This is a genomic window from Sphingopyxis sp. GW821-FHT02C12 (assembly GCF_059421785.1).
Genome location: NZ_JBWKVQ010000002.1, coordinates 431,879 through 449,639, shown reverse-complemented (window position 1 = coordinate 449,639; position 17,761 = coordinate 431,879). Strand labels below are relative to the sequence as shown.

The 17,761-nt window shown below is 65.9% G+C and carries 20 protein-coding genes and 1 tRNA gene; 4 read left to right on the top strand and 17 right to left on the bottom strand.

Annotated elements, in window-relative coordinates:
• Nucleotides 1-7 precede the first annotated feature (7 nt).
• The 14 genes from AC07U1_RS17395 to AC07U1_RS17330 form a co-directional block, all read right to left on the bottom strand.
• On the bottom strand, nt 8-736 hold the full coding sequence (locus AC07U1_RS17395; RefSeq protein WP_495178168.1) for a hypothetical protein: 729 nt from the start codon (nt 734-736) through the stop codon (nt 8-10).
• Between the two features lie 56 nt (nt 737-792).
• Nucleotides 793-1,293 carry an AHH domain-containing protein gene (locus tag AC07U1_RS17390; protein WP_495178169.1) on the bottom strand — a complete coding sequence of 167 codons (501 nt, stop codon included), beginning with the start codon at nt 1,291-1,293 and terminating at the stop codon, nt 793-795.
• Nucleotides 1,293-2,075 (bottom strand): hypothetical protein, encoded by a 783-nt coding sequence (locus tag AC07U1_RS17385; protein WP_495178170.1) that lies wholly within the window; start codon nt 2,073-2,075, stop codon nt 1,293-1,295. Before AC07U1_RS17385 ends, AC07U1_RS17390 begins: the two co-directional genes overlap by 1 nt.
• 111 nt (nt 2,076-2,186) lie before the next feature.
• On the bottom strand, nt 2,187-4,148 hold the full coding sequence (locus AC07U1_RS17380) for a potassium transporter Kup (protein ID WP_082545115.1): 1,962 nt from the start codon (nt 4,146-4,148) through the stop codon (nt 2,187-2,189).
• Nucleotides 4,149-4,208: 60 nt separating this feature from the next.
• Entirely contained in the window at nt 4,209-4,895 is a 687-nt protein-coding gene (locus AC07U1_RS17375) for a tetratricopeptide repeat protein (protein ID WP_495178171.1), read from the bottom strand.
• Complete coding sequence (locus tag AC07U1_RS17370; protein ID WP_187139457.1) at nt 4,892-5,323, bottom strand: cytochrome c-type biogenesis protein; 432 nt, start codon at nt 5,321-5,323, stop codon at nt 4,892-4,894. Before AC07U1_RS17370 ends, AC07U1_RS17375 begins: the two co-directional genes overlap by 4 nt.
• A complete protein-coding gene (locus tag AC07U1_RS17365) occupies nt 5,320-5,850 on the bottom strand; it encodes a DsbE family thiol:disulfide interchange protein (protein ID WP_056349720.1) in 531 nt (176 codons plus the stop codon). Before AC07U1_RS17365 ends, AC07U1_RS17370 begins: the two co-directional genes overlap by 4 nt.
• Nucleotides 5,847-7,811, bottom strand: a complete 1,965-nt coding sequence (locus AC07U1_RS17360) for a heme lyase CcmF/NrfE family subunit (RefSeq protein ID WP_495178172.1) — start codon at nt 7,809-7,811, stop codon at nt 5,847-5,849. Before AC07U1_RS17360 ends, AC07U1_RS17365 begins: the two co-directional genes overlap by 4 nt.
• 133 nt (nt 7,812-7,944) lie before the next feature.
• Complete coding sequence (gene ccmE / locus AC07U1_RS17355) at nt 7,945-8,385, bottom strand: cytochrome c maturation protein CcmE (RefSeq protein WP_495178173.1); 441 nt, start codon at nt 8,383-8,385, stop codon at nt 7,945-7,947.
• The gene (locus AC07U1_RS17350; RefSeq protein WP_495178174.1) at nt 8,382-8,567 is read right to left on the bottom strand and encodes a hypothetical protein; all 186 of its coding nucleotides are present in this window, start codon (nt 8,565-8,567) and stop codon (nt 8,382-8,384) included. Before AC07U1_RS17350 ends, ccmE begins: the two co-directional genes overlap by 4 nt.
• A gap of 3 nt (nt 8,568-8,570) precedes the next feature.
• Nucleotides 8,571-9,305, bottom strand: a complete 735-nt coding sequence (ccmC, locus tag AC07U1_RS17345) for a heme ABC transporter permease CcmC (protein ID WP_056349713.1) — start codon at nt 9,303-9,305, stop codon at nt 8,571-8,573.
• Between the two features lie 157 nt (nt 9,306-9,462).
• Complete coding sequence (locus AC07U1_RS17340; RefSeq protein ID WP_495178175.1) at nt 9,463-9,816, bottom strand: YbaN family protein; 354 nt, start codon at nt 9,814-9,816, stop codon at nt 9,463-9,465.
• 176 nt (nt 9,817-9,992) lie between these two features.
• Nucleotides 9,993-11,042 carry a Glu/Leu/Phe/Val family dehydrogenase gene (locus AC07U1_RS17335; RefSeq protein ID WP_495178176.1) on the bottom strand — a complete coding sequence of 350 codons (1,050 nt, stop codon included), beginning with the start codon at nt 11,040-11,042 and terminating at the stop codon, nt 9,993-9,995.
• Between the two features lie 98 nt (nt 11,043-11,140).
• Nucleotides 11,141-11,217: transfer RNA gene (locus tag AC07U1_RS17330), tRNA-His, on the bottom strand.
• 112 nt (nt 11,218-11,329) lie between these two features.
• On the opposite strand from AC07U1_RS17330, the gene AC07U1_RS17325 reads away from it, so the two are divergent.
• On the top strand, nt 11,330-12,007 hold the full coding sequence (locus tag AC07U1_RS17325) for a prolyl hydroxylase family protein (RefSeq protein WP_495178177.1): 678 nt from the start codon (nt 11,330-11,332) through the stop codon (nt 12,005-12,007).
• A gap of 17 nt (nt 12,008-12,024) precedes the next feature.
• Here the strand turns inward: AC07U1_RS17325 and AC07U1_RS17320 are convergent, their stop codons facing one another.
• Nucleotides 12,025-12,765 (bottom strand): SIMPL domain-containing protein, encoded by a 741-nt coding sequence (locus AC07U1_RS17320; protein WP_492740236.1) that lies wholly within the window; start codon nt 12,763-12,765, stop codon nt 12,025-12,027.
• Between the two features lie 135 nt (nt 12,766-12,900).
• On the opposite strand from AC07U1_RS17320, the gene AC07U1_RS17315 reads away from it, so the two are divergent.
• Nucleotides 12,901-14,682, top strand: a complete 1,782-nt coding sequence (locus AC07U1_RS17315; protein WP_495178178.1) for an ABC-F family ATP-binding cassette domain-containing protein — start codon at nt 12,901-12,903, stop codon at nt 14,680-14,682.
• Nucleotides 14,683-14,698: 16 nt separating this feature from the next.
• On the opposite strand, the gene AC07U1_RS17310 is transcribed toward AC07U1_RS17315, so the two are convergent.
• Nucleotides 14,699-15,268, bottom strand: coding sequence for a hypothetical protein (locus tag AC07U1_RS17310; protein WP_495178179.1), 570 nt, complete (start codon nt 15,266-15,268; stop codon nt 14,699-14,701).
• A gap of 97 nt (nt 15,269-15,365) precedes the next feature.
• Nucleotides 15,366-15,848: a DUF6456 domain-containing protein gene (locus AC07U1_RS17305; RefSeq protein ID WP_495178180.1), complete on the bottom strand. Its 483-nt coding sequence runs from the start codon at nt 15,846-15,848 to the stop codon at nt 15,366-15,368.
• Between the two features lie 99 nt (nt 15,849-15,947).
• Here AC07U1_RS17305 and AC07U1_RS17300 point away from each other — a divergent pair, with 99 nt between their 5' ends.
• Nucleotides 15,948-16,508, top strand: a complete 561-nt coding sequence (locus AC07U1_RS17300) for a helix-turn-helix domain-containing protein (RefSeq protein ID WP_056349701.1) — start codon at nt 15,948-15,950, stop codon at nt 16,506-16,508.
• A 59-nt stretch (nt 16,509-16,567) separates the two neighbouring features.
• Nucleotides 16,568-17,734: a glycosyltransferase gene (locus tag AC07U1_RS17295; RefSeq protein ID WP_492740233.1), complete on the top strand. Its 1,167-nt coding sequence runs from the start codon at nt 16,568-16,570 to the stop codon at nt 17,732-17,734.
• Nucleotides 17,735-17,761 lie beyond the last annotated feature (27 nt).

Here is a 17,761-nt window from a genome sequence, read left to right as displayed (position 1 = left end):
TCAATGCCTAAAAGTGATCCTGCGCCCATTTGAGGCTTTCGGGATAGAAGCGCTCGAGCACCTCCCGGCATTCGCTGACGACGTAGCGGACAACCTCGGCGGGCAGTTCGGTCTTCCACGCACCGGCATCGCCCGAACGATAATGAGATCCGTCATCGATTTCGCCGGCTCTCCTGCCGACGGAGAGCTTTTCGAAGGTGAAGTTCGCCTGGTCCGGCCATTTCAGCGACCCCGATGCTTCCCCCAGCGCCGCGCGCAAAAAATCGGTAAATTTGTCGAAGCCATCTTCGATGCGCAGGGTTTTGATCGCGGGATCGTCGTAATTCCAGTTTCGTATCGCATATAAGGGTCCGGCCGTTTCCGGATAAAATTCCTCACTGTTACAGAAGGTCGCGGTCATCAGCATGCCGCGCGGTTTGTCGACGGTTTTCAGCATCTCCCTCTGCGCGGCCAGTTGCGGCCATCCATCCAGGCCATGTGTGTGCCTGTGCGAATAATAGGCAGACTGAACGATGTTCAGCGGGTTCCTGACGAGGTGCAGCGCAAAACCCGGAACATGGCCTTTAACCACATCATATTGGGCATTCGACAAGCAGCAGATGCCGTCGCCCGTCGGCGGCCGCGTGGATCCCAGATGCGACAGGAACAATGGCTGCCCGCTACCGTCACTCAATTGCCCCAAAAAGGAAACAAGCGCGCTCGACCCACTTTTATGGTGCGTGAAAAAGCTGATCATGCTCCCTCTTTACGGATGTTTGGGAGCAGGCATAGCCCGGCCTCGGCAACCACGTCCTACCCGGCAAACAACCGGTCGATCGCATCGTCGAGATAGGGTCGGTCGGCGAACAACCGCATCGGGTCGCGACGGTTGAGCCAGAAGGTTGTGCCGTGTCGGTCGGTCAGCGACCGCCGGAGCACGTCCTGCAACAACCGCAACCGCATCGCCGCGACGCGCGCTGCCGCGACCGGATCGCGCGCCGCCTGCAACGCATGATATGCGCGCACCTGTTCTACCCGTGCCGTAACGACGTCGCTATACGCGTGATGCGGCCCGCGGTGCAGCGCGTGTCCCGACACCAGCGCCAGCCGCTCGTTGCCCGGCAGCAACAGCCCGTTGCGATCGAAGCGCTGCAGCGCGAAGCCCGCACCGTGCAATTGCGCAAACATCGCCGCCATCTGCGGTCGCTGTAGCAGCACGACGGGGATCAGGTGGTGGCGCTGATATCCCGTTTCGGCGGGCGCGGCGCAGGACCAGCGGCATCGGGGCGGATCGGGCGCAGCGCCCCCGCCCATCACCGATCGAAACTGAACTCGACCAGCACCGCCGCCGGCCCGTCGCGCGCGCCGCCCTGCGGGGTCAGTGCGACCCACTCCCCGGCCTGCAGCCCCGGCGTCTGCTGCGGCTGCACGACCGGCCCGTGGAGCATGATATCGAGCGCCAGGCGCGCCAGCCGCTTGACCATCGCTGCCATGTCCCACCCCGGCGGAACCGCGGCGTCCAGTTCCTGCCCGGCAAAGATCGCCAGCCCGCGCGTCGCGACATGCGGGGCCGCGGCGCCGTCGCGACGGCGAAAGGCGATCAGGTGCAGCACCGGCGGCATGCCGCTCGTCTGCATCTCGGCGATCGCGCCGCGAAACTGCCTTGCGTCGGTCCACAACCGCGCCGGCGACCAGAAGATGTGGTCCGCGTCGAAGGCGTCGATCAGCAGCACGATCATCTGGAACAAGGTATCGAACGGCGCCGCCGCGATCCCGTCGCCGCGCGCCGACCGCACGATCCAGCTCCCCCCGGCATCGCGCCAATCCGCGGGCAGCGGCGTCCCCAGGCTGCTCGTCGCGACATCGCCCGGATCCGCCAGCGCGAAGTCGTCCGGCGCCGCGCGGTCTATCGTCACGGTCAGCCCTCCCAGCGTCAGCTGCAACGGCAATCCGCCCGCCCGCGCAGCGTCGGGCCGGAGCCCCATGCGCCGCATCACGCCTTCGAGCGCATCGTCGGCCACCGCTTTCCCGACGATCAACGCAAAGGGCGCGTGCACCTCCGGCCGGGTCGTCGGGTCGCGGCGGGTCAATATCATGGCATCACGCTCTGGGGTCCTGACCCGCTGGCCTCGGTTCGCGGCAGCATCGCAAGACTGCCCGCCTTGTTCAAACGCTTATTGCGACGATACGTCCGAAACGGAGGCGCGTCAGATCGCGACCTGGCTGCCCAGTTCGACGACGCGGTTGGTCGGCAGGCGAAAATATTCCATCGCGCTTTCCGAATTGCGCAGCATCCACGCAAACAGCCGTTCGCGCCAGATCGGCATGCCCGGCGTGCTCGCCGCGATCAGCGTCTGGCGCGACAGGAAAAAGCTCGTCTCGAGCATCTTGAAATCGCCGCCGCATCCGGTGACGCGGTGCAGCGCCGCGGGCACGTCGACCGGCTGCATGAACCCGTAATGCAGGATCAGCCGGTGGAATCCCTGCCCCAGATCGTCGAGCGTGCAGAATTTCGCCTCGGGGACGAAGGGCACGTCGGCGATCTTGATCGTCAGCAGGATGATCCGCTCGTGCAGCACCTTGTTGTGCTTGAGATTGTGGAGCAGCGCGTGCGGCACTCCGTCGGCGCTCGACGTCATGAACACCGCGGTGCCCGGCACCCGCGTCGCGCTGTTCGCCGCCGACTTGACGAACACCGGGATCGGCATCGCGCCGTCGGCCATTTCCTGCTGCATCAGCTTGCGGCCGCGCGACCAGGTGGTCAGCATCGTGAAGATGATCAGCCCGATCGCCAGCGGCACCCAACCACCGTCGGGCACCTTGATCAAATTCGCGCCGAAATAGGCGATGTCGACGATGAAGAAGACCGCGAGCACCGGCAGCGCCTTCCACGCCGGCCACTTCCACAACGTGAACAGCACGACGCTCAGCAAACAGGTGTCGATGAACATCGCCCCCGTCACCGCGATGCCATAGGCGGCGGCGAGGTTGCTCGACGATCCGAAGAACAGGACGAGGATGATGACCATCGTCATCAGGAACCAGTTCACGACCGGGATATAAATCTGCCCCGCCGCCGACGCACTGGTATGCTCGACGCGCAGGCGCGGGATGAAGCCGAGCTGGATCGCCTGCTGGGTCAGCGAGAAGGCGCCCGAGATGACCGCCTGACTGGCGATGATCGTCGCCAGCAGCGCCAGGATCACCACCGGCACCTGCCACGCCTCGGGCATCATCAGGAAGAAGGGATCCTGGATCAGCCCCAGCCGCTGCCCGACGTCGGCCTCGAGCACCATCGCGCCCTGCCCCATATAGTTGAGCATCAGCGCCGGCAGCACGAAGGCGAGCCAGCTGAGCCCGATCGGCCCGCGCCCGAAATGCCCCATGTCGGCGTAGAGCGCCTCCGCCCCGGTCACCGCAAGCACCACCGCGCCCAGCGCGATGAAGGCGGTGAAGCCGTCGACATAGAAGAAGTTCAGCGCATTCAGCGGGTTGAGCGTCGCGATGATAATCGACGGATGGTCGACGATATGCATCACCCCCAGCGTCGCGAGCATCAGGAAATAGCAAAGCATGATCGGCCCGAACAGCATCCCGACCTTTGCCGTCCCACGCGACTGGATCGCGAACAGCCCGATCAGGATCGCGAGCGCGATCGGCACGATATAGGGATCGAAGCCTTGGTTGATATAGCTCAGCCCCTCGGTCGCCGACAGCACCGACATGGCGGGCGTGATCATGCTGTCGCCATAGAAGAGCGCGGTCGCGAACACCCCGAGCAGGATAATCGGCCAGGTCCAGCGCTTCTCGCCCGACGACCGGCTGATCAGCGCGAGCAGCGCCAGGCTGCCCCCCTCGCCCTTGTTGTCGGCCTTCATGATCGTCAGCACATATTTGAAGGTGACGACGAGCATCATCGACCAGAAGACGAGGCTCAGCACGCCATAGATGTGCAATCGGTCGGCATCGATCGAATGATGGCCGGCAAAGGTCTCGCGGAACGCGTAGAGCGGGCTGGTGCCGATGTCGCCGAACACGACGCCGACGGCGCCGACCGCAAGCTTCAGCTTGCCGTCACCGTGATGGCCGTGACCGGGTTGTCCGGTTTCGGCGGCGTCGGGCGCGGCGCCGTCGGCGCCGCCTGCCGCCATGTGCGACTCAGCAGTCATCGGGCGCCTTTAGCCCAGCCGTGGGAAAAGGCCAGTGGTAGAAAATGGACCGTGCGCGCGTCACGGCGCCCCGGTGGTCTCGGGGGCCGCGCCGCCCGGCACCCCAGCCGGTGTTTCGGGTGGCAGCTGCGGCCCCATCGCCTGGCGAAGCTGCCCTAGCCGCATCTCGAGGTCGGGGCGCCACGGCGCATCGGCGGGGCTGCGCCGCAGCAATTCGCCCCACACCGCCTCGGCGCCTTTCAGATCGCCGCCCTGCGCCAGCGCGAGTCCGGCGAAGAACGGCGGCGCCGGGTGCGTTGGGTCGCGCCGCGCCGCTTCGTCGAACGCCAGCGCCGACGCCGGCGACATCACCCCGCCGCCATGCGCGACGAGCGCGTTGCCAAGGCCGACCCACAGGTCGACATTGTCGGGATATTTTTCGAGTCCCTTTTCCAGCGTCTGCGCCGCAAGCTGGGTCCTGCCGGTGCGCGCGAAGCCGTCGGACATGCCCAGCCATTGGGCGGCGGGGCCGAACCGGTCGGCCATGCCTTGCCGCGGATCGGTCAGCGCCTGACCGAAACCGGAGTCGTCGGCCGCCGCCGCTACGGGCTTGCCGGGCAGCGCCGGACTGCCCTGCAGCGCATAGCCCGCAAGCCCCAGCATCACCGCCGCCCCCGCGAGCGGCCGCGCCGCCGGCGGCAGCTTGCCCAGCCACATCATCGCACCGATCGTCAGCGCCGCGGCGAGCAATATCCACAGCCAGATCATGCCGCATCCTCCCCCTCGGCATCGCCGCGCCGGAAGCGCCCGAAGGCGAGCCAGCCGCCAAGCGCAAGGAACAGCAGCGGCCCGAGCCACAGGAAGGCGGTCGCCATGTCGAACGGGGGATCGTAACTCACCCAATTGCCATAGCGCGCGATAAGCCAGTCGCGGATCGCATCGGGGCTTTCGCCCGCGGCGATCTTGCCGCGCACCTCGTTGCGCATGTCGCCCGCCAGCGGCGCGTCGCTGTCGGCGATCGACTGGCCCTGGCAAACGAGGCAGCGCAGCGTGTCCATCAGCGCCTTGGCCTTCGCCTCCTGCGCCGGATCGGCGAGCTGCTGATAGGCATAGGGCGCCGGCGGCAACCGGTCCTGCGCCGCGACCGGCGCCGCGACCAGCGTCAGCAGCGCGAGCAGGACGAGGCGCGGCCTCACTTCATCGCCTCCAGCTTGGCGACGATCTCGGGCACCTGTTCGGCGAGGATCACGCCCTGAATCTGTTCGCGAATAATGCCCTTGCCATCGATCAGGAAGGTTTCGGGCACACCCGACGATCCCAGCGCGATCTGCACGCTGCTCTGCACGTCGGATCCGATGCGGTCGAACGGGTTGCCCACGTCAGCCAAGAACTGCGCGACATCCTGCGGCCGGTCGCGGATCGCGATGCCGTCGATCGGGACCCCTGCGGCCTTCAATGCCTCAAGCTGCGGTGCTTCGGCGCGGCACGGGATGCACCAGCTGGCAAAGACGTTAACCAGCCGCGGCCGCCCGTCGGCAAGTTGGCTGCTCTTCAATCCCTCGACCCCCGCGGTCGCGGGCGGCAGGTCGAACAGCGGCATCGGCTTGTTGATCCACTGCGACTCGATCAGCTTCTCGCCCGGCACCGTCAGCCGATAGACAAAGGCACCGAACAGCAATCCCATGATCGCCAGCGGCACGAACAGGACCCAGCGCGACTTCATTTCCAACGGCCCTCATCCTTGCGCGCGCGCCGTGCCCGCCACAGCGCCAACAATTGCGCGCGGCCAAGCATCGAAAGCGCCGCGCCGAGCGCGATCAGCCCGCCGCCCAGCCATATCCACCACACCAGCGGTTTCCACCATAGCCGCAGCTGGTACCGGTCGGCGGCGCCATCGGCGCCCGGCACCGGCTGGCCGAGCACGACATACAGCTGCCCGCCCGGCCGCGTCAGCAGTGCGGCTTCGTTGGTCTCGGTCGGCGCGGTGCCCATCAGCCCGGGGAACATCCGCGATTCGGGTTTCAGCACATGCGACCCGCCGCCCGTCGTCGCGATGAGCGTGCCTTCGATCGCGGTATAATTCGGCCCCGCGACCGGCTGCACACCCTTGAATAATACGTCGAAATCGCCGACCCGCACCGTCTCCCCCGGCGCCGCAGCGACCAGCCGTTCCTTGATGAAGGCGCTCTCGGCGCCCATCCCGGCGAGCGTCACCGCGACCCCGAAATGCGCGATCACCATGCCCCAGGTCGGCAGCGGCGTGCGGCGAAGATTGCGACCCCACAAGGGTGCGAGGCTGGCAACTGCGACGACGCCTGCGACGGACATGCCGAGCAGCGGCAAAATCCCGACCTTGCCGCCAAAAATCACCAGCAGAACCAGCACCAGCGCCCCGGCAAACGCCGCCATCGGCAGCCGCGACCGCAGTTTCCGGCCATCGTCCTTGCGCCATGCCAGCAACGGACCCGCGACCATGACGAGGCACAGGATCAGCGCAAGCGGCCCCGCTACCTTGTTATAATAGGGCGGCCCCACGGAAATCTTCTCGCCCATGGCCTCGGCGACGATCGGATAGAGGGTGCCGAGCAGCACGAGCGCGAGGATCGTCGTCAGCAGCAGGTTGTTGATCACCAGCGATCCCTCGCGGCTCAGCAGCGCGAATTTCTTGCCCTCGGCGACCGTCCCGGCACGCAGCGCAAACAAAGTCAGCGCGCCGCCGATATAGATTGCCATCAGCGCGAGCAGGAAGGTGCCGCGCTCGGGATCGACCGCGAAACTGTGCACGCTGGTCAGCAGCCCCGACCGGACGATGAAGGTCCCCACCATCGACATCGAAAAGCCGATCACCGCGAGCATCACCGTCCACGCGCGCAACGCGTTGCGCGTCGCGGTCACCGCAACCGAATGGAGCAGCGCAGCCCCCGCGAGCCAAGGGATCAGCGAGACGTTCTCGACCGGGTCCCAGAACCACCAGCCGCCCCAGCCGAGTTCGTAATAGGCCCAATAGCTGCCGGCGGTGATGCCCAGCGTCAGGAAAATCCAGCTTCCGAGTACCCACGGCCGCATCGCGCGCGCGAACGCCGGGCCGATCTCGCGGGTGATCAGCGCGCCGACCGCAAAGCTGAACGCGACCGACAGCCCGACATAGCCAACGTAAAGCGTCGGCGGGTGAAAGGCGAGGCCGGGGTCCTGGAGCAGCGGGTTGAGCCCCTGCCCATCGGGAGGTGCGACCGGCAAGCGGTTGAACGGGTTGGACGAAAAGATCAGGAAGGCGAAGAAGCCAAGGCTCAGCGCCGCTTGCGCCGCGAGCGTCGCGATCAGCGTATCCTCGCGCAATCGCCGCTCGAAAATCGCGACCAGCGCGCCGGAAATCCCCAGGATCGTCAGCCACAGCAGCATCGACCCTTCGTGATTGCCCCACGCGCCCGCAACCTTGAACAGCATCGGTTTCAAACTGTTGCTGTTGCGCGCGACCAGCTCGACCGACATGTCCGACCGCACGAACAGCGCGATCAGCAGGCCAAAGGCCGCCGCGGTCAGCATGCCCTGCGCGACGCTCGCGGGCCGCACCAGCGCCGCCAGGTCCTTCTGGCCACCGCGCAGATACAGCGTACCCGCGACGAGCGAGAGACACGCGAGCGCCGCCGCGATCCACAACAGGGCAAGGCCAAGTTCGGCGATCATCTATCCAGCGCCCCCTCCGGCCCACCAAAAAACCTCATCATTGCGAGCGAAGCGAAGCAATCCAGGGGCGGCCTTGCACCGCTCTGGATTGCTTCGTCGCTTCGCTCCTCGCAATGACGGGTAAAAATAATACTCATGTCTGCGGCGCCGCCTTGGCCACAGCCTTGTCCATGCCTTCCATCTGCGGTGGCATATATTTCTCGTCATGCTTGGCCAGGATCTTGTCGGCCACAAATGTGCCATCGGCACGCATCCGGCCGTCGGCAACCATGCCGCTTTCCTCGGCGAACAGGTCGGGGACGATCCCGGTGAATTGCACCGGTACCGACGCCTTGCCGTCGGTCGCGACGAAGCGGATCGTCACGCCGTCGCTCTGCCGTTCGATGCTGCCCTTGGCGACCATGCCGCCGAGCCGCATCGGCTCGCCGATGATCGCCTTGCCGGCCTTGATCTCCTCCGGCGTGCGAAAATAGGCGGCCTCGTCGCGGAGCGCGCTCGCGCCGAGAACGCCCGCGCCCGCGACGCCCGCGAGCGCCACGACGGCGAGGATCAGTCTTTGATGCTTGGCTTTCATTTCGGGTCCCCGCGCGGGATCTCGCCGCGCCGATTATTGGCGCGCAGCGCATCGCTGCGCTTCTCAGCCTTCACCATAGCGTGCCAGCTGGACCACAGCACGATGCCGGTCAGCACGGCGGTCAGCCCATAGGCCGCCGCGACAAAGGCCCATTGGCCGCCCCCACTGATCACCCCGGTCACGCGTCAATTCCCCTCATCGTCGGCGAGCCGCCGCAATCGCGCGGCGACGCGGTTGTCGGCGATGATCCGCCGCATCCGCATCAGCACGATGGCGCCGAACAGCAGCGAGAAACCCGATACGGTCAAACCCAGCGGCCAAAGCAACGCGCCGTCGATGCTCGATCCGCGCAGCGTGATGCTCGGCCCCTGATGCAGGCTGTTCCACCACACGACGCTGCGGTTGATGATCGGGATGTTGATCGCGCCCACCAGCGCATAGATGGCGGCGCCACGCGACAGCGATCCGCCCTGCTTCTGCCCCTCGTCGCCATTGGTCAGCGCGATGAAGCCGGCATAGAGAAAAAGCAGGACGAGCATCGACGTCATCCGGCCGTCCCATTCCCACCAGGTCCCCCATGTCGGCCGCCCCCAGATCGACCCGGTGGCGAGGCACAGCGCCGTGAACAACATGCCGGGCACTGCGATCGCGCGCGCCGCGATTCCCGAGAGCGGATGGCGCCAGACGAGCTGGATCAGCCCGGCGATCGCGAGGCTCGTCCAGCCGCCCATGCCGAGCCAGGCCGACGGGACATGGACATATAATATCCGCGCGGTTTCGCCCTGCTTGTAATCGCCCGGCACCACGGCGAGCCCCGCCCAGCTGCCCGCGAGCAGCAACAGCAGCCCGACGCCGAGCAGCCACGGTGTCAGCGGTTTGGCGATTGCCAGGAAACGGGTCGGATTCGCATAGGCGTGCATCGGTTCGCGTCGTCTTTAGGTGAGGCCGATATATCGGTCCAGTGAATTGCCCGGCGCGACCCGGCGGCGCTTCTCTCGCCCGCCCTGCGAACAAGGTCAAGCGCCGCGCTTCGGCACCCCGCACCGTCTATCGCATTGAGCGAGGTCAAAATTCGCCTCACCCCTCGGGGCGCGTCCAGATCCAGCTCCCGGTCACCCCCGCCACGACGATCGGCACCATCATCCACGGCCAGGGCGAAAAGAGCAAAGCGAGCAGGATGCTGAAAGCGAAGGCGGCCGTCGCTGCGATCTTGCCCTTGCGGCTGATCGCCCCCTTCTCGCGCCAGGCGAGAATATGGTGGCCGAAATGCGGATGATTGACCAGCCATGCCTCGAGCCGCGGCGACGAGCGGGCGAAACAAAAGGCCGCGAGGATAACGAACGGTACCGTTGGCAACAGCGGCAGGAACGCCCCGATCGCGCCGAGCGCGAGCGACAGCCAGCCACAGACGAGGTAGAAATGCCGCTTCATCACGGGCGGGCTTAGCGGAAATTGAGCGGTCCGCCATCCCCGACGCTCGCGCTTTGCCGCTCTGGATTGCTTCGCTTCGCTCGCAATGACGAAGCGCATCACAATCTCGTCATTGCGAGGAGCGAAGCGACGCGGCAATCCAGAGCATCACAACGCGACGCTCCGATTTCCCGAAATTACCCGCGCCCGATCAGCTTCTGCGCCATCCGGTCGGCGACGACCGACGCCGGGATGCTGCTCGCCTTGCTCTCGGCCCAGATGTCGGCCAGCCGGCCGGGGATCTGGCGGATGCGGCTCTCGACTTCCTCGGCGTTGCCCTGCCCCAGATATTCGAGTGCGACGTTGATGATGCCGCCCGCATTGATCACATAATCGGGGGCATAGGTGATGCCGCGGTCGTGGATGCGCTGGCCGTCGGCGGCGGTCGCGAGTTGGTTGTTCGCGCCGCCCGACACGATCGGGACATTGAGCTTGGCGATGCTTTCCTCGGTCAGGATCGCGCCGAGCGCATTGGGGCTAAGAACGTCCGCCTCAATCTCCATGATCGCCGCCGAATCGGCCAGATCGGCACCCAGTTCGTCCGCCAGCGCCTTGGCGCGCGCCAGATTGACGTCGGCGAGGGTCAGGATCGCGCCATCGGCCGCCAGCCGCCGCGCGACCCCGCCGCCGACGCTGCCGACACCCTGGATCGCGACGCGCACGCCCTTGGCGCTGTCGGTGCCGAGACCGTTCTTGATCGCGGCGAGTATCCCCAGATAAACGCCCAGCGCGGTCTGCGGACCCGGATCGCCGCCCACTTCGCCGCTCGCTACGGGCAGTCCGCTGACATGCTTGGTCTGGTGCGAAATCGCGACGATGTCGGCGACCGACATGCCGACATCCTCGGCGGTAACATAGGCACCGCCCAGCGAATCGACCGCGCGCCCGAAGGCCGCAAGCATCTCGGGCGTCTTCTCGGCGCCCTCGTCGGCCAGGATCACGCCCTTTGCGCCGCCCATCGGCAGGCCCGCCATGGCGTTCTTGTAGCTCATGCCCCGCGACAGGCGCAGCGCATCGGTGATCGCCGCCTTGCGCTGCGGATAATGCCAATAGCGCACCCCGCCCGCGCCGGGGCCGAGGTGGGTCGAATGCACCGCGATGACCGCGGTCAGCCCGCTGGCGCGATCGCGGAACATGTGGACATGCTCATGATCGTCGAAATCGGCGAAATCCCAGACAGCAGACATGCGCGACTCCTCGCGTTAGAAAATTACGTTGATACGTAATAATCCAATAGCGACGATGAGTCACCCCAAATCCCGCATATGCGCGATGATTGAGAAAATGGGGCGACCAACGGGGCTCGAACCCGCGACCTCCGGTACCACAAACCGGCGCTCTAACCAACTGAGCTATGGTCGCCACATAAGCGAAGAGGGCGCGCTAAGCGGCCTCGACAGCGCGCGGCGATAGGCGCGGGAGGCCCCGTTCGTCAAGCATTGTTCGTGAAACATATGCCCCCTAAAAGCGCGGCATGACCGACAGGATCGTCGATATGGCCACTTCGGGCGCCGACCGCACAGCCGATCGCCTCGCCGCCGTGCCTGGCATCCGCCGCGCGCCGACGCCCAAGCTGCAGCAATATATGCTCTCGCGCTTCCTCGACGCCGATACCTGCGCCGCGCTGATCGAGCGCATCGATCGCGACGTGCGCCCCTCGACGATCGCCGATCCCAACGGCGACGAAGCCTTCCGCACCAGCGCGACCTGCGACCTCGACCATCGTGATCCTGTCGTCCGCGCCGTGAATGACAGGCTCCACGCGCTCACCGGCATTCCCCTGTCCTATGGCGAGCCGCTGCAGGGTCAGCGCTATGACGTCGGACAGGAATTTAAGGCGCACACCGATTTTTTCGATCCGCGTGGCTCCGATTGGGAGCAATATTGCGCGATCCCCGGTCAGCGCAGCTGGACGCTGATGATCTACCTCAACGAACCGCCCGCGGGCGGCGCGACGCGTTTCCTCGCGACCGGCAAGATGCACCAGCCCGAGGCCGGAAAGCTGCTCGCCTGGAACAATGTCCGCCCCGACGGCACGGCGAACGACGACACGCTCCACCACGGGATGAAGGTGCGCAAGGGACGCAAATATATCATCACAAAATGGTTCCGCGAACGGCCCTGGCCGTGGGCGGAGGGGGAGCTGGACTAGCCAGCTCCCGACCCGAATTACCGCACCAACCGATACTCGAAACTCAGCGTCAGCGTGTTCGCGACCTGGCCCGGCTCGACCGGGGTCGCCTTGGCGTCCATCGCCTGCAGGCGCACCATCGGCATCGGCGGCTGCGGGCCACCAAAGCTGCCTTCGCTGATCGACACCAGCTCGGCACCGCGATATCCCGCGAGCTTGGCATAGTCTGCCGCCTTCGCCTCGGCCGCCTTGATCGCCGTGCCGCGCACACCGACGAGCTGCGCATCGGGGTCCTTCATGGAAAAATAGGGACCGTCGATGTTCGTCCCGCCCGCGGCGACCAGCGCGTCGAGCAGCGGGCCGATGTCGTCGATCTTCGGCGTGGTCGCGCGCACCGTGTTCGACACCTGATAGCCGATGAAGCGCGGCGGCTGGCCCGCCACCTGATTGTTATAGTCATATTGCGGCGACAGGTTGATGCCGCTCGTCTGGATATCCTCGGCCTTGATCCCGCGCGCTTTCGCTGCGGCGATCAGCTTGTCCATCGCGGCGGCATTCTGGCGCATCGCCTCGACCGCGGTCGGCGCGGTCGTCGTCACCCCGGCGCCGACGGTCGCCTGGTCGGGGCGCGAGCGCACTTCCTCGCTGACGCTGAAGGTCAGGATCGGGCCCTGCGTCGTCGCTGTCGTCACCGTCGTTCCCCCTTGCTGTGCAAGCGCGGGCGTTGCCGCCATCAGCGCCAGTCCACTGGCCATAGCGGTGAGCATATGCTTCGTCATGTTCTTCTCCTGTCGGCCGGACCCCCGGCCAGTTCCGGGTCGTGCCCCCCGAACGCAGACGGAGGCGACCCGTTCCGGCCTTTGCCTCCACGGCGCTTGCATGATGCTGAACACCTCAGTAGCGAGCCGTTCATCATGGCAGCCCCGATTTTATCATATGAAGGCCTCGGCCTTGTGCAGGGCAGCGGCTGGCTGTTTCAGAATCTCGACATCTATGTCGGCGAGCGCGACCGCCTCGCGCTGATCGGCCGCAACGGAGCGGGCAAGACGACCCTGCTCAAATTGCTCGCCGGACAGATCGACGCCGACAAAGGCAAGCGCGTGATCGTGCCCGGCACCCATGTCGTGATGCTCGAACAGGAACCCGATTTCCGACCTTTCGATACCCTCATGGATTTCGCCGTCGCCGCGCCCAACGCGCCCGAGGCCTATGAGGTCGCGGCGATCGCCGACCAACTCGGCATCGACATGAGCCGCGCCGCCGCCAGCGCCTCGGGCGGCGAGCGCCGCCGTGCCGCACTGGCAAGGGCATTGGCCCAAAACCCCGACGTGCTGTTGCTCGACGAGCCGACCAACCATCTCGACCTCGCCGCGATCGACTGGCTCGAGAGCTGGCTCGCGCGCTACACCGGCGCCTTTGTCGCGATCAGCCACGACCGTACCTTCCTCACCCGCCTGACGCGCCAGACGCTGTGGCTCGACCGCGGCAGCATCCGGCGCAAGGAAATCGGCTTCGGCGGCTTCGAGGAATGGAGTGATTCGGTCGCGGCGGAGGAAGCCCGCGCCGCACAGCGCCTCGACTCCAAGCTCCGCTTGGAAGCGCACTGGCTTGAGCGCGGCGTCACCGCGCGCCGCAAGCGCAATCAGGGGCGCCTCGAAAAGCTCAAGGAAATGCGCGCCACCCGCGCCGCGATGATCGGCGGTCCCGGCGTCGCCAGGCTCGGCCTCGCCAACGATGATGTCCGCTCCAAATCGGTGATCGTCGCCGAAAATGTCAGCAAAAGCTTCGGCGACCGCCCGATCATCAAGAATTTCGATTTCCGCGTCCAGCGCGGCGACCGCATCGGCATCGTCGGCGCCAATGGCGCGGGCAAGTCGACCTTGCTCAAACTGCTCACCGGCGAAATCGCGCCCGACAGCGGCAAGATCACCCTCGCCCCGACCCTCGACGGCATCGTCATCGACCAGCAGCGCAGCCTGATGTCGCCCGAAAAGCGCGTCCGCGATATCCTCGCCGACGGCGGCGACTGGGTCGAGGTGCGCGGGGTCAAGAAGCACATTCAGGGTTATCTCAAGGAATTCCTCTTCGACCCCGGCGTCGTCGAGGCGAGCGTCGGCGCGCTGTCGGGCGGCGAACGCTCGCGGCTCTTGCTCGCGCGCGAATTCGCCCGCGAATCGAACCTGCTCGTGCTCGACGAGCCGACCAACGACCTCGACCTCGAAACGCTCGACCTGTTGCAGGAAGTCATCGCCGACTATGCCGGCACCGTGCTGCTCGTCAGCCACGATCGCGATTTCCTCGACCGCACCGTCACCGTCACCCTCGGCCTCGACGGAACGGGCAAGGTCGACATCGTCGCCGGCGGCTATGCCGACTGGGAAGCCAAGCGGGTCAAGCCGAACGCGGTAAAGGCGAAGTCCGCATCCACCGGCGCGGCGGCGCCGCCGCCGCCGCAGGCGCGCAAAAAACTCAGCTACAAGGACCAGCGCGACTACGACCTGCTGCCCGCGCGGATCGAGGCGATCGAAAAGGAAATGGCCGGGATCGAAAGCGATCTCTCCGACGGCAGCCTGTTCACCCGCGATCACAAGCGCTTCACGACGCTCACCGAAAAGCTCGAAACGCTACGCGACGAAAAGGCCGCCGCGGAAGATCGCTGGCTCGAACTGGCGGAACAGGTCGAGACGTTGGGCTAAGCACGTCCCCGTGATCTTAACGCACTAACTCTTTGGGCATGCGTGGGTCAGATACCGGAATCCACGACAAATTTGTAAACGGAACCCTAAAATACTGCGCCCCGTCAATTCGGGCATAAATTTCATCATACTCTTTGTCGTCCGCTGGGACATAAAATGTTACGCGCTTGCCGGAAAACTTGGCTCCCGGAAGGCCGAACTGCTTTTCTATTACAGAGTTTCCGATTGCCGATATACGTCGCCCTCCCAAGTCGAAATCGTTCGGATAGTGGATGTAGTTGACCAGAAAAACAAAAGCATCGGCAGGAATCCCCGAGCGAAAGCGAACGGTGCTCACCCCATGATCGTCGGTCTCGACGCTCATCAGGTCCTCATCCAAACCATATTTCTGGCAGAAGTCGTTTAGGATTTTCCGAAGCTCATCGTTCCGCCAACCTTGGACGGCGATTGACGCTTGGTTGCCCGATATGGACTCCGATGAAACTCCGCCACCTCCACCCGTGTCACTTCGCCTGCCCGTCACCATCAGGCTTGCCAAAAAAAGCATCGCGGTGCTGACGACCAATATGCCAATCAACCATTTCATTTCAGGCTCTCCAAATCGCAGGCATAGCAGGGCCACGATAGCCAACAAGCCGGTTCGGCGGCCGAAAGGGTTTGATTGTTCTTGAATGCGAATGCCATCACGCCGTCCCGTAAAACCGCGCCAGCCGGTCGAGCGCCAGCCCCAGCACCAATTTCCCCGACCGCGCCGGCCATCCCAGCCCTTTCTCAGCGCACCCGATCCCCTCGCTCGCGCAGATAACCCGCCAACAAATGTCCGCCAGCCCCGGCCCCGCCGCATCAAGCGCGGCATGGAAGCGCCGATGCGCGTCGATCCGCGCCAACGATGCGTCCGCCGCCTTCGCGCCGCCGCGCGTCTTCGCGGGCGCCGCCGCGTCCCAGCGCATCGTCACCCGCGCCGACAGTCCCGCGCGCTCATAATCGCCGCGCAGCCGCTCGCCTGCATCAAGCTGCGCGGCCGTGAGATGACCGCGCGCCGCGAGCCAGGCGATCGGACTCTCGCCCAAATTGACCGTGACATGCCGCATCACTTGCGGCCCGGCCTTGCCCGGATCGAGCCGGTCGTCGGGATGGATTCGGGTTTCAAGGCGGCGTGCAGGCATGCGAGTCTCCTTCGTCGAAACCCCGGCTTGACAATGGAATGTTTTTTAGGAAAGAAGAAACCGATTTGGTTATCAACAAATTTCAATGATGAGGTCGCCATGATCAACAGCATCCGCGCCGTCCGCCGCGCCAAGGGTCTGACACTCGAAGAGGTCGGGCAGCGCTGCAACCCGCCGACCACCGCGCAGACGATCGGCCGCCTCGAAACCGGCACCCGCACCCTGTCGCTCGGCTGGATGAACCGCATCGCCAAGGCGCTCGGGGTCGAAGCGGCGGAGCTTGTGCAACTGCCGCAGGACACCCAGCTCACGGTCACCGCGCTGCTCGGTCCCGACGGCGCGATCGCCCCGACACGCGTCGAACAGGCACTCACCGCACGCCCGGGCGAGGATATGGTCGCGGTGCGCGTGTCTGCGTCGATCGGCGACTATCGCGCCGGCGACGAAATCTGGTGCCGCAAGATCGAGGGCGACTGGGCTGGCGCGCTCAACCGCGACCTGCTCGTCCCGCGCCCCGCCGGCCGCTTCTTCTTCGCCCGCCTGCTCAACGTCGACGGCGAAAAGCTCCATTTGCTCCCGCTCGGCATCGGCCAGCGCCAACAGGTCGTCAGCAACCCGCCCTGGGCGGCGGTCGCGGTCCGGCTGATCCGCAGCCTGTGATCAAAACACTCGTCCTTGCGAGCGAAGCAAAGCAATGACGAATTGATGGGACCTGCGACATGACTCCCCTCCGCATCCTGTCGATCGCGACGCTTTTTCCCGATGCCGCGCGCCCCAACTTCGGGCTGTTCGTCGAAAAAAGCCTGCGCGCCCTCACGGCGCAACCCGGCATCGACCTCACCATCGTCGCCCCAGTTGGCCTGCCGCCCTTCCCGCTGTCGCTCCATCCACGCTACCGCGCGCTGCGCGACCTGCCGCTTCACGAAGACTGGAACGGCCTCACCGTCCGCCGCCCGCGCTTCACGCTGCTCCCAAAAGTCGGTTCGCGCTTCAACCCCGCGAAGATCGCGCGTGCGGTGCTTCGCGCCACCGGCGACCAGTCCTTCGACGTTGTCGATGCGCAATTCTTCTACCCCGACGGCCCCGCAGCCATGCGCGTGGCCGACGCGCTCGACCTGCCCTTTTCGGTGAAGGCGCGGGGTGCCGATATCAGCCATTTCGGCCATGACCCGGTGACCACGCCGCAACTGATCGAGGCCGCCGACAAGGCCGCTGGCCTGCTCGCCGTCTCCGACGCGATGCGCCGCGACATGGCTGCGATCGGAATCGACCCAGCCAAGATCGCCGTCCACTATACCGGCATCGACACCGCCCGCTTCGCGCCCGGCGACCGCGTCGCCACGCGCGCCGCGTTCGGCATGGACGACGCCCCCGTCATCCTCACCGTCGGCGCGCTGATCCCGCGCAAGGGGCAAGCGCTGGTAATCGACGCCCTGCCCAGGCTGCCCGGGATCCATTATTGGCTCGTCGGTGCGGGAGAAGAGGAAGCGCGCTATCGCGCGCTGGCCCAGCGGCTCGGCGTCGCCGACCGCGTCCATTTCCGCGGCCCCATCGCCAATGCTGACCTGCCGGGGCTCTACCGCGCCGCCGACATCGTGGTCATGCCCTCGGCCAGCGAGGGCCTCGCCAACGCATGGGTCGAGGCGCTCGCCTGCGGCACGCCGATCGTCATCAGCGACGCCGGCGGCGCCGGCGAACTCGTCACCTCGCCGGTCGCGGGTCGCATCGTCGCGCGCACGCCTGCGGCCATCGCGGAAGCCGTAAAGGCGATCCTCGCCGCCCCGCCGACTCCGCAGAACGTCGCCGCGACGCTTGCAGGCCGCTTCGACTGGGACCGCAACGGCCGCGAACTCGCCGACCACCTGCGCCGCTGCACCCAAAAATAAGGGGGGCCGAAGCCCCCCTCTGGTTCC

What these genes read in the sequence shown, in the direction of transcription:
- AC07U1_RS17380 (WP_082545115.1), bottom strand. Translation starts at nt 4,148, where the DNA reads ATGACTGCTGAGTCGCACATGGCGGCAGGCGGCGCCGACGGCGCCGCG.
- AC07U1_RS17390 (WP_495178169.1), bottom strand. Translation starts at nt 1,293, where the DNA reads ATGGGCGGGGGCGCTGCGCCCGATCCGCCCCGATGCCGCTGGTCCTGC.
- AC07U1_RS17360 (WP_495178172.1), bottom strand. Translation starts at nt 7,811, where the DNA reads ATGATCGCCGAACTTGGCCTTGCCCTGTTGTGGATCGCGGCGGCGCTC.
- AC07U1_RS17310 (WP_495178179.1), bottom strand. Translation starts at nt 15,268, where the DNA reads ATGAAATGGTTGATTGGCATATTGGTCGTCAGCACCGCGATGCTTTTT.
- AC07U1_RS17335 (WP_495178176.1), bottom strand. Translation starts at nt 11,042, where the DNA reads ATGTCTGCTGTCTGGGATTTCGCCGATTTCGACGATCATGAGCATGTC.
- AC07U1_RS17315 (WP_495178178.1), top strand. Translation starts at nt 12,901, where the DNA reads ATGGCAGCCCCGATTTTATCATATGAAGGCCTCGGCCTTGTGCAGGGC.
- AC07U1_RS17325 (WP_495178177.1), top strand. Translation starts at nt 11,330, where the DNA reads ATGACCGACAGGATCGTCGATATGGCCACTTCGGGCGCCGACCGCACA.
- AC07U1_RS17385 (WP_495178170.1), bottom strand. Translation starts at nt 2,075, where the DNA reads ATGATATTGACCCGCCGCGACCCGACGACCCGGCCGGAGGTGCACGCG.
- AC07U1_RS17375 (WP_495178171.1), bottom strand. Translation starts at nt 4,895, where the DNA reads ATGATCTGGCTGTGGATATTGCTCGCCGCGGCGCTGACGATCGGTGCG.
- ccmE (WP_495178173.1), bottom strand. Translation starts at nt 8,385, where the DNA reads ATGAAAGCCAAGCATCAAAGACTGATCCTCGCCGTCGTGGCGCTCGCG.
- AC07U1_RS17305 (WP_495178180.1), bottom strand. Translation starts at nt 15,848, where the DNA reads ATGCCTGCACGCCGCCTTGAAACCCGAATCCATCCCGACGACCGGCTC.
- ccmC (WP_056349713.1), bottom strand. Translation starts at nt 9,305, where the DNA reads ATGCACGCCTATGCGAATCCGACCCGTTTCCTGGCAATCGCCAAACCG.
- AC07U1_RS17295 (WP_492740233.1), top strand. Translation starts at nt 16,568, where the DNA reads ATGACTCCCCTCCGCATCCTGTCGATCGCGACGCTTTTTCCCGATGCC.
- AC07U1_RS17395 (WP_495178168.1), bottom strand. Translation starts at nt 736, where the DNA reads ATGATCAGCTTTTTCACGCACCATAAAAGTGGGTCGAGCGCGCTTGTT.
- AC07U1_RS17340 (WP_495178175.1), bottom strand. Translation starts at nt 9,816, where the DNA reads ATGAAGCGGCATTTCTACCTCGTCTGTGGCTGGCTGTCGCTCGCGCTC.
- AC07U1_RS17320 (WP_492740236.1), bottom strand. Translation starts at nt 12,765, where the DNA reads ATGACGAAGCATATGCTCACCGCTATGGCCAGTGGACTGGCGCTGATG.
- AC07U1_RS17300 (WP_056349701.1), top strand. Translation starts at nt 15,948, where the DNA reads ATGATCAACAGCATCCGCGCCGTCCGCCGCGCCAAGGGTCTGACACTC.
- AC07U1_RS17365 (WP_056349720.1), bottom strand. Translation starts at nt 5,850, where the DNA reads ATGAAGTCGCGCTGGGTCCTGTTCGTGCCGCTGGCGATCATGGGATTG.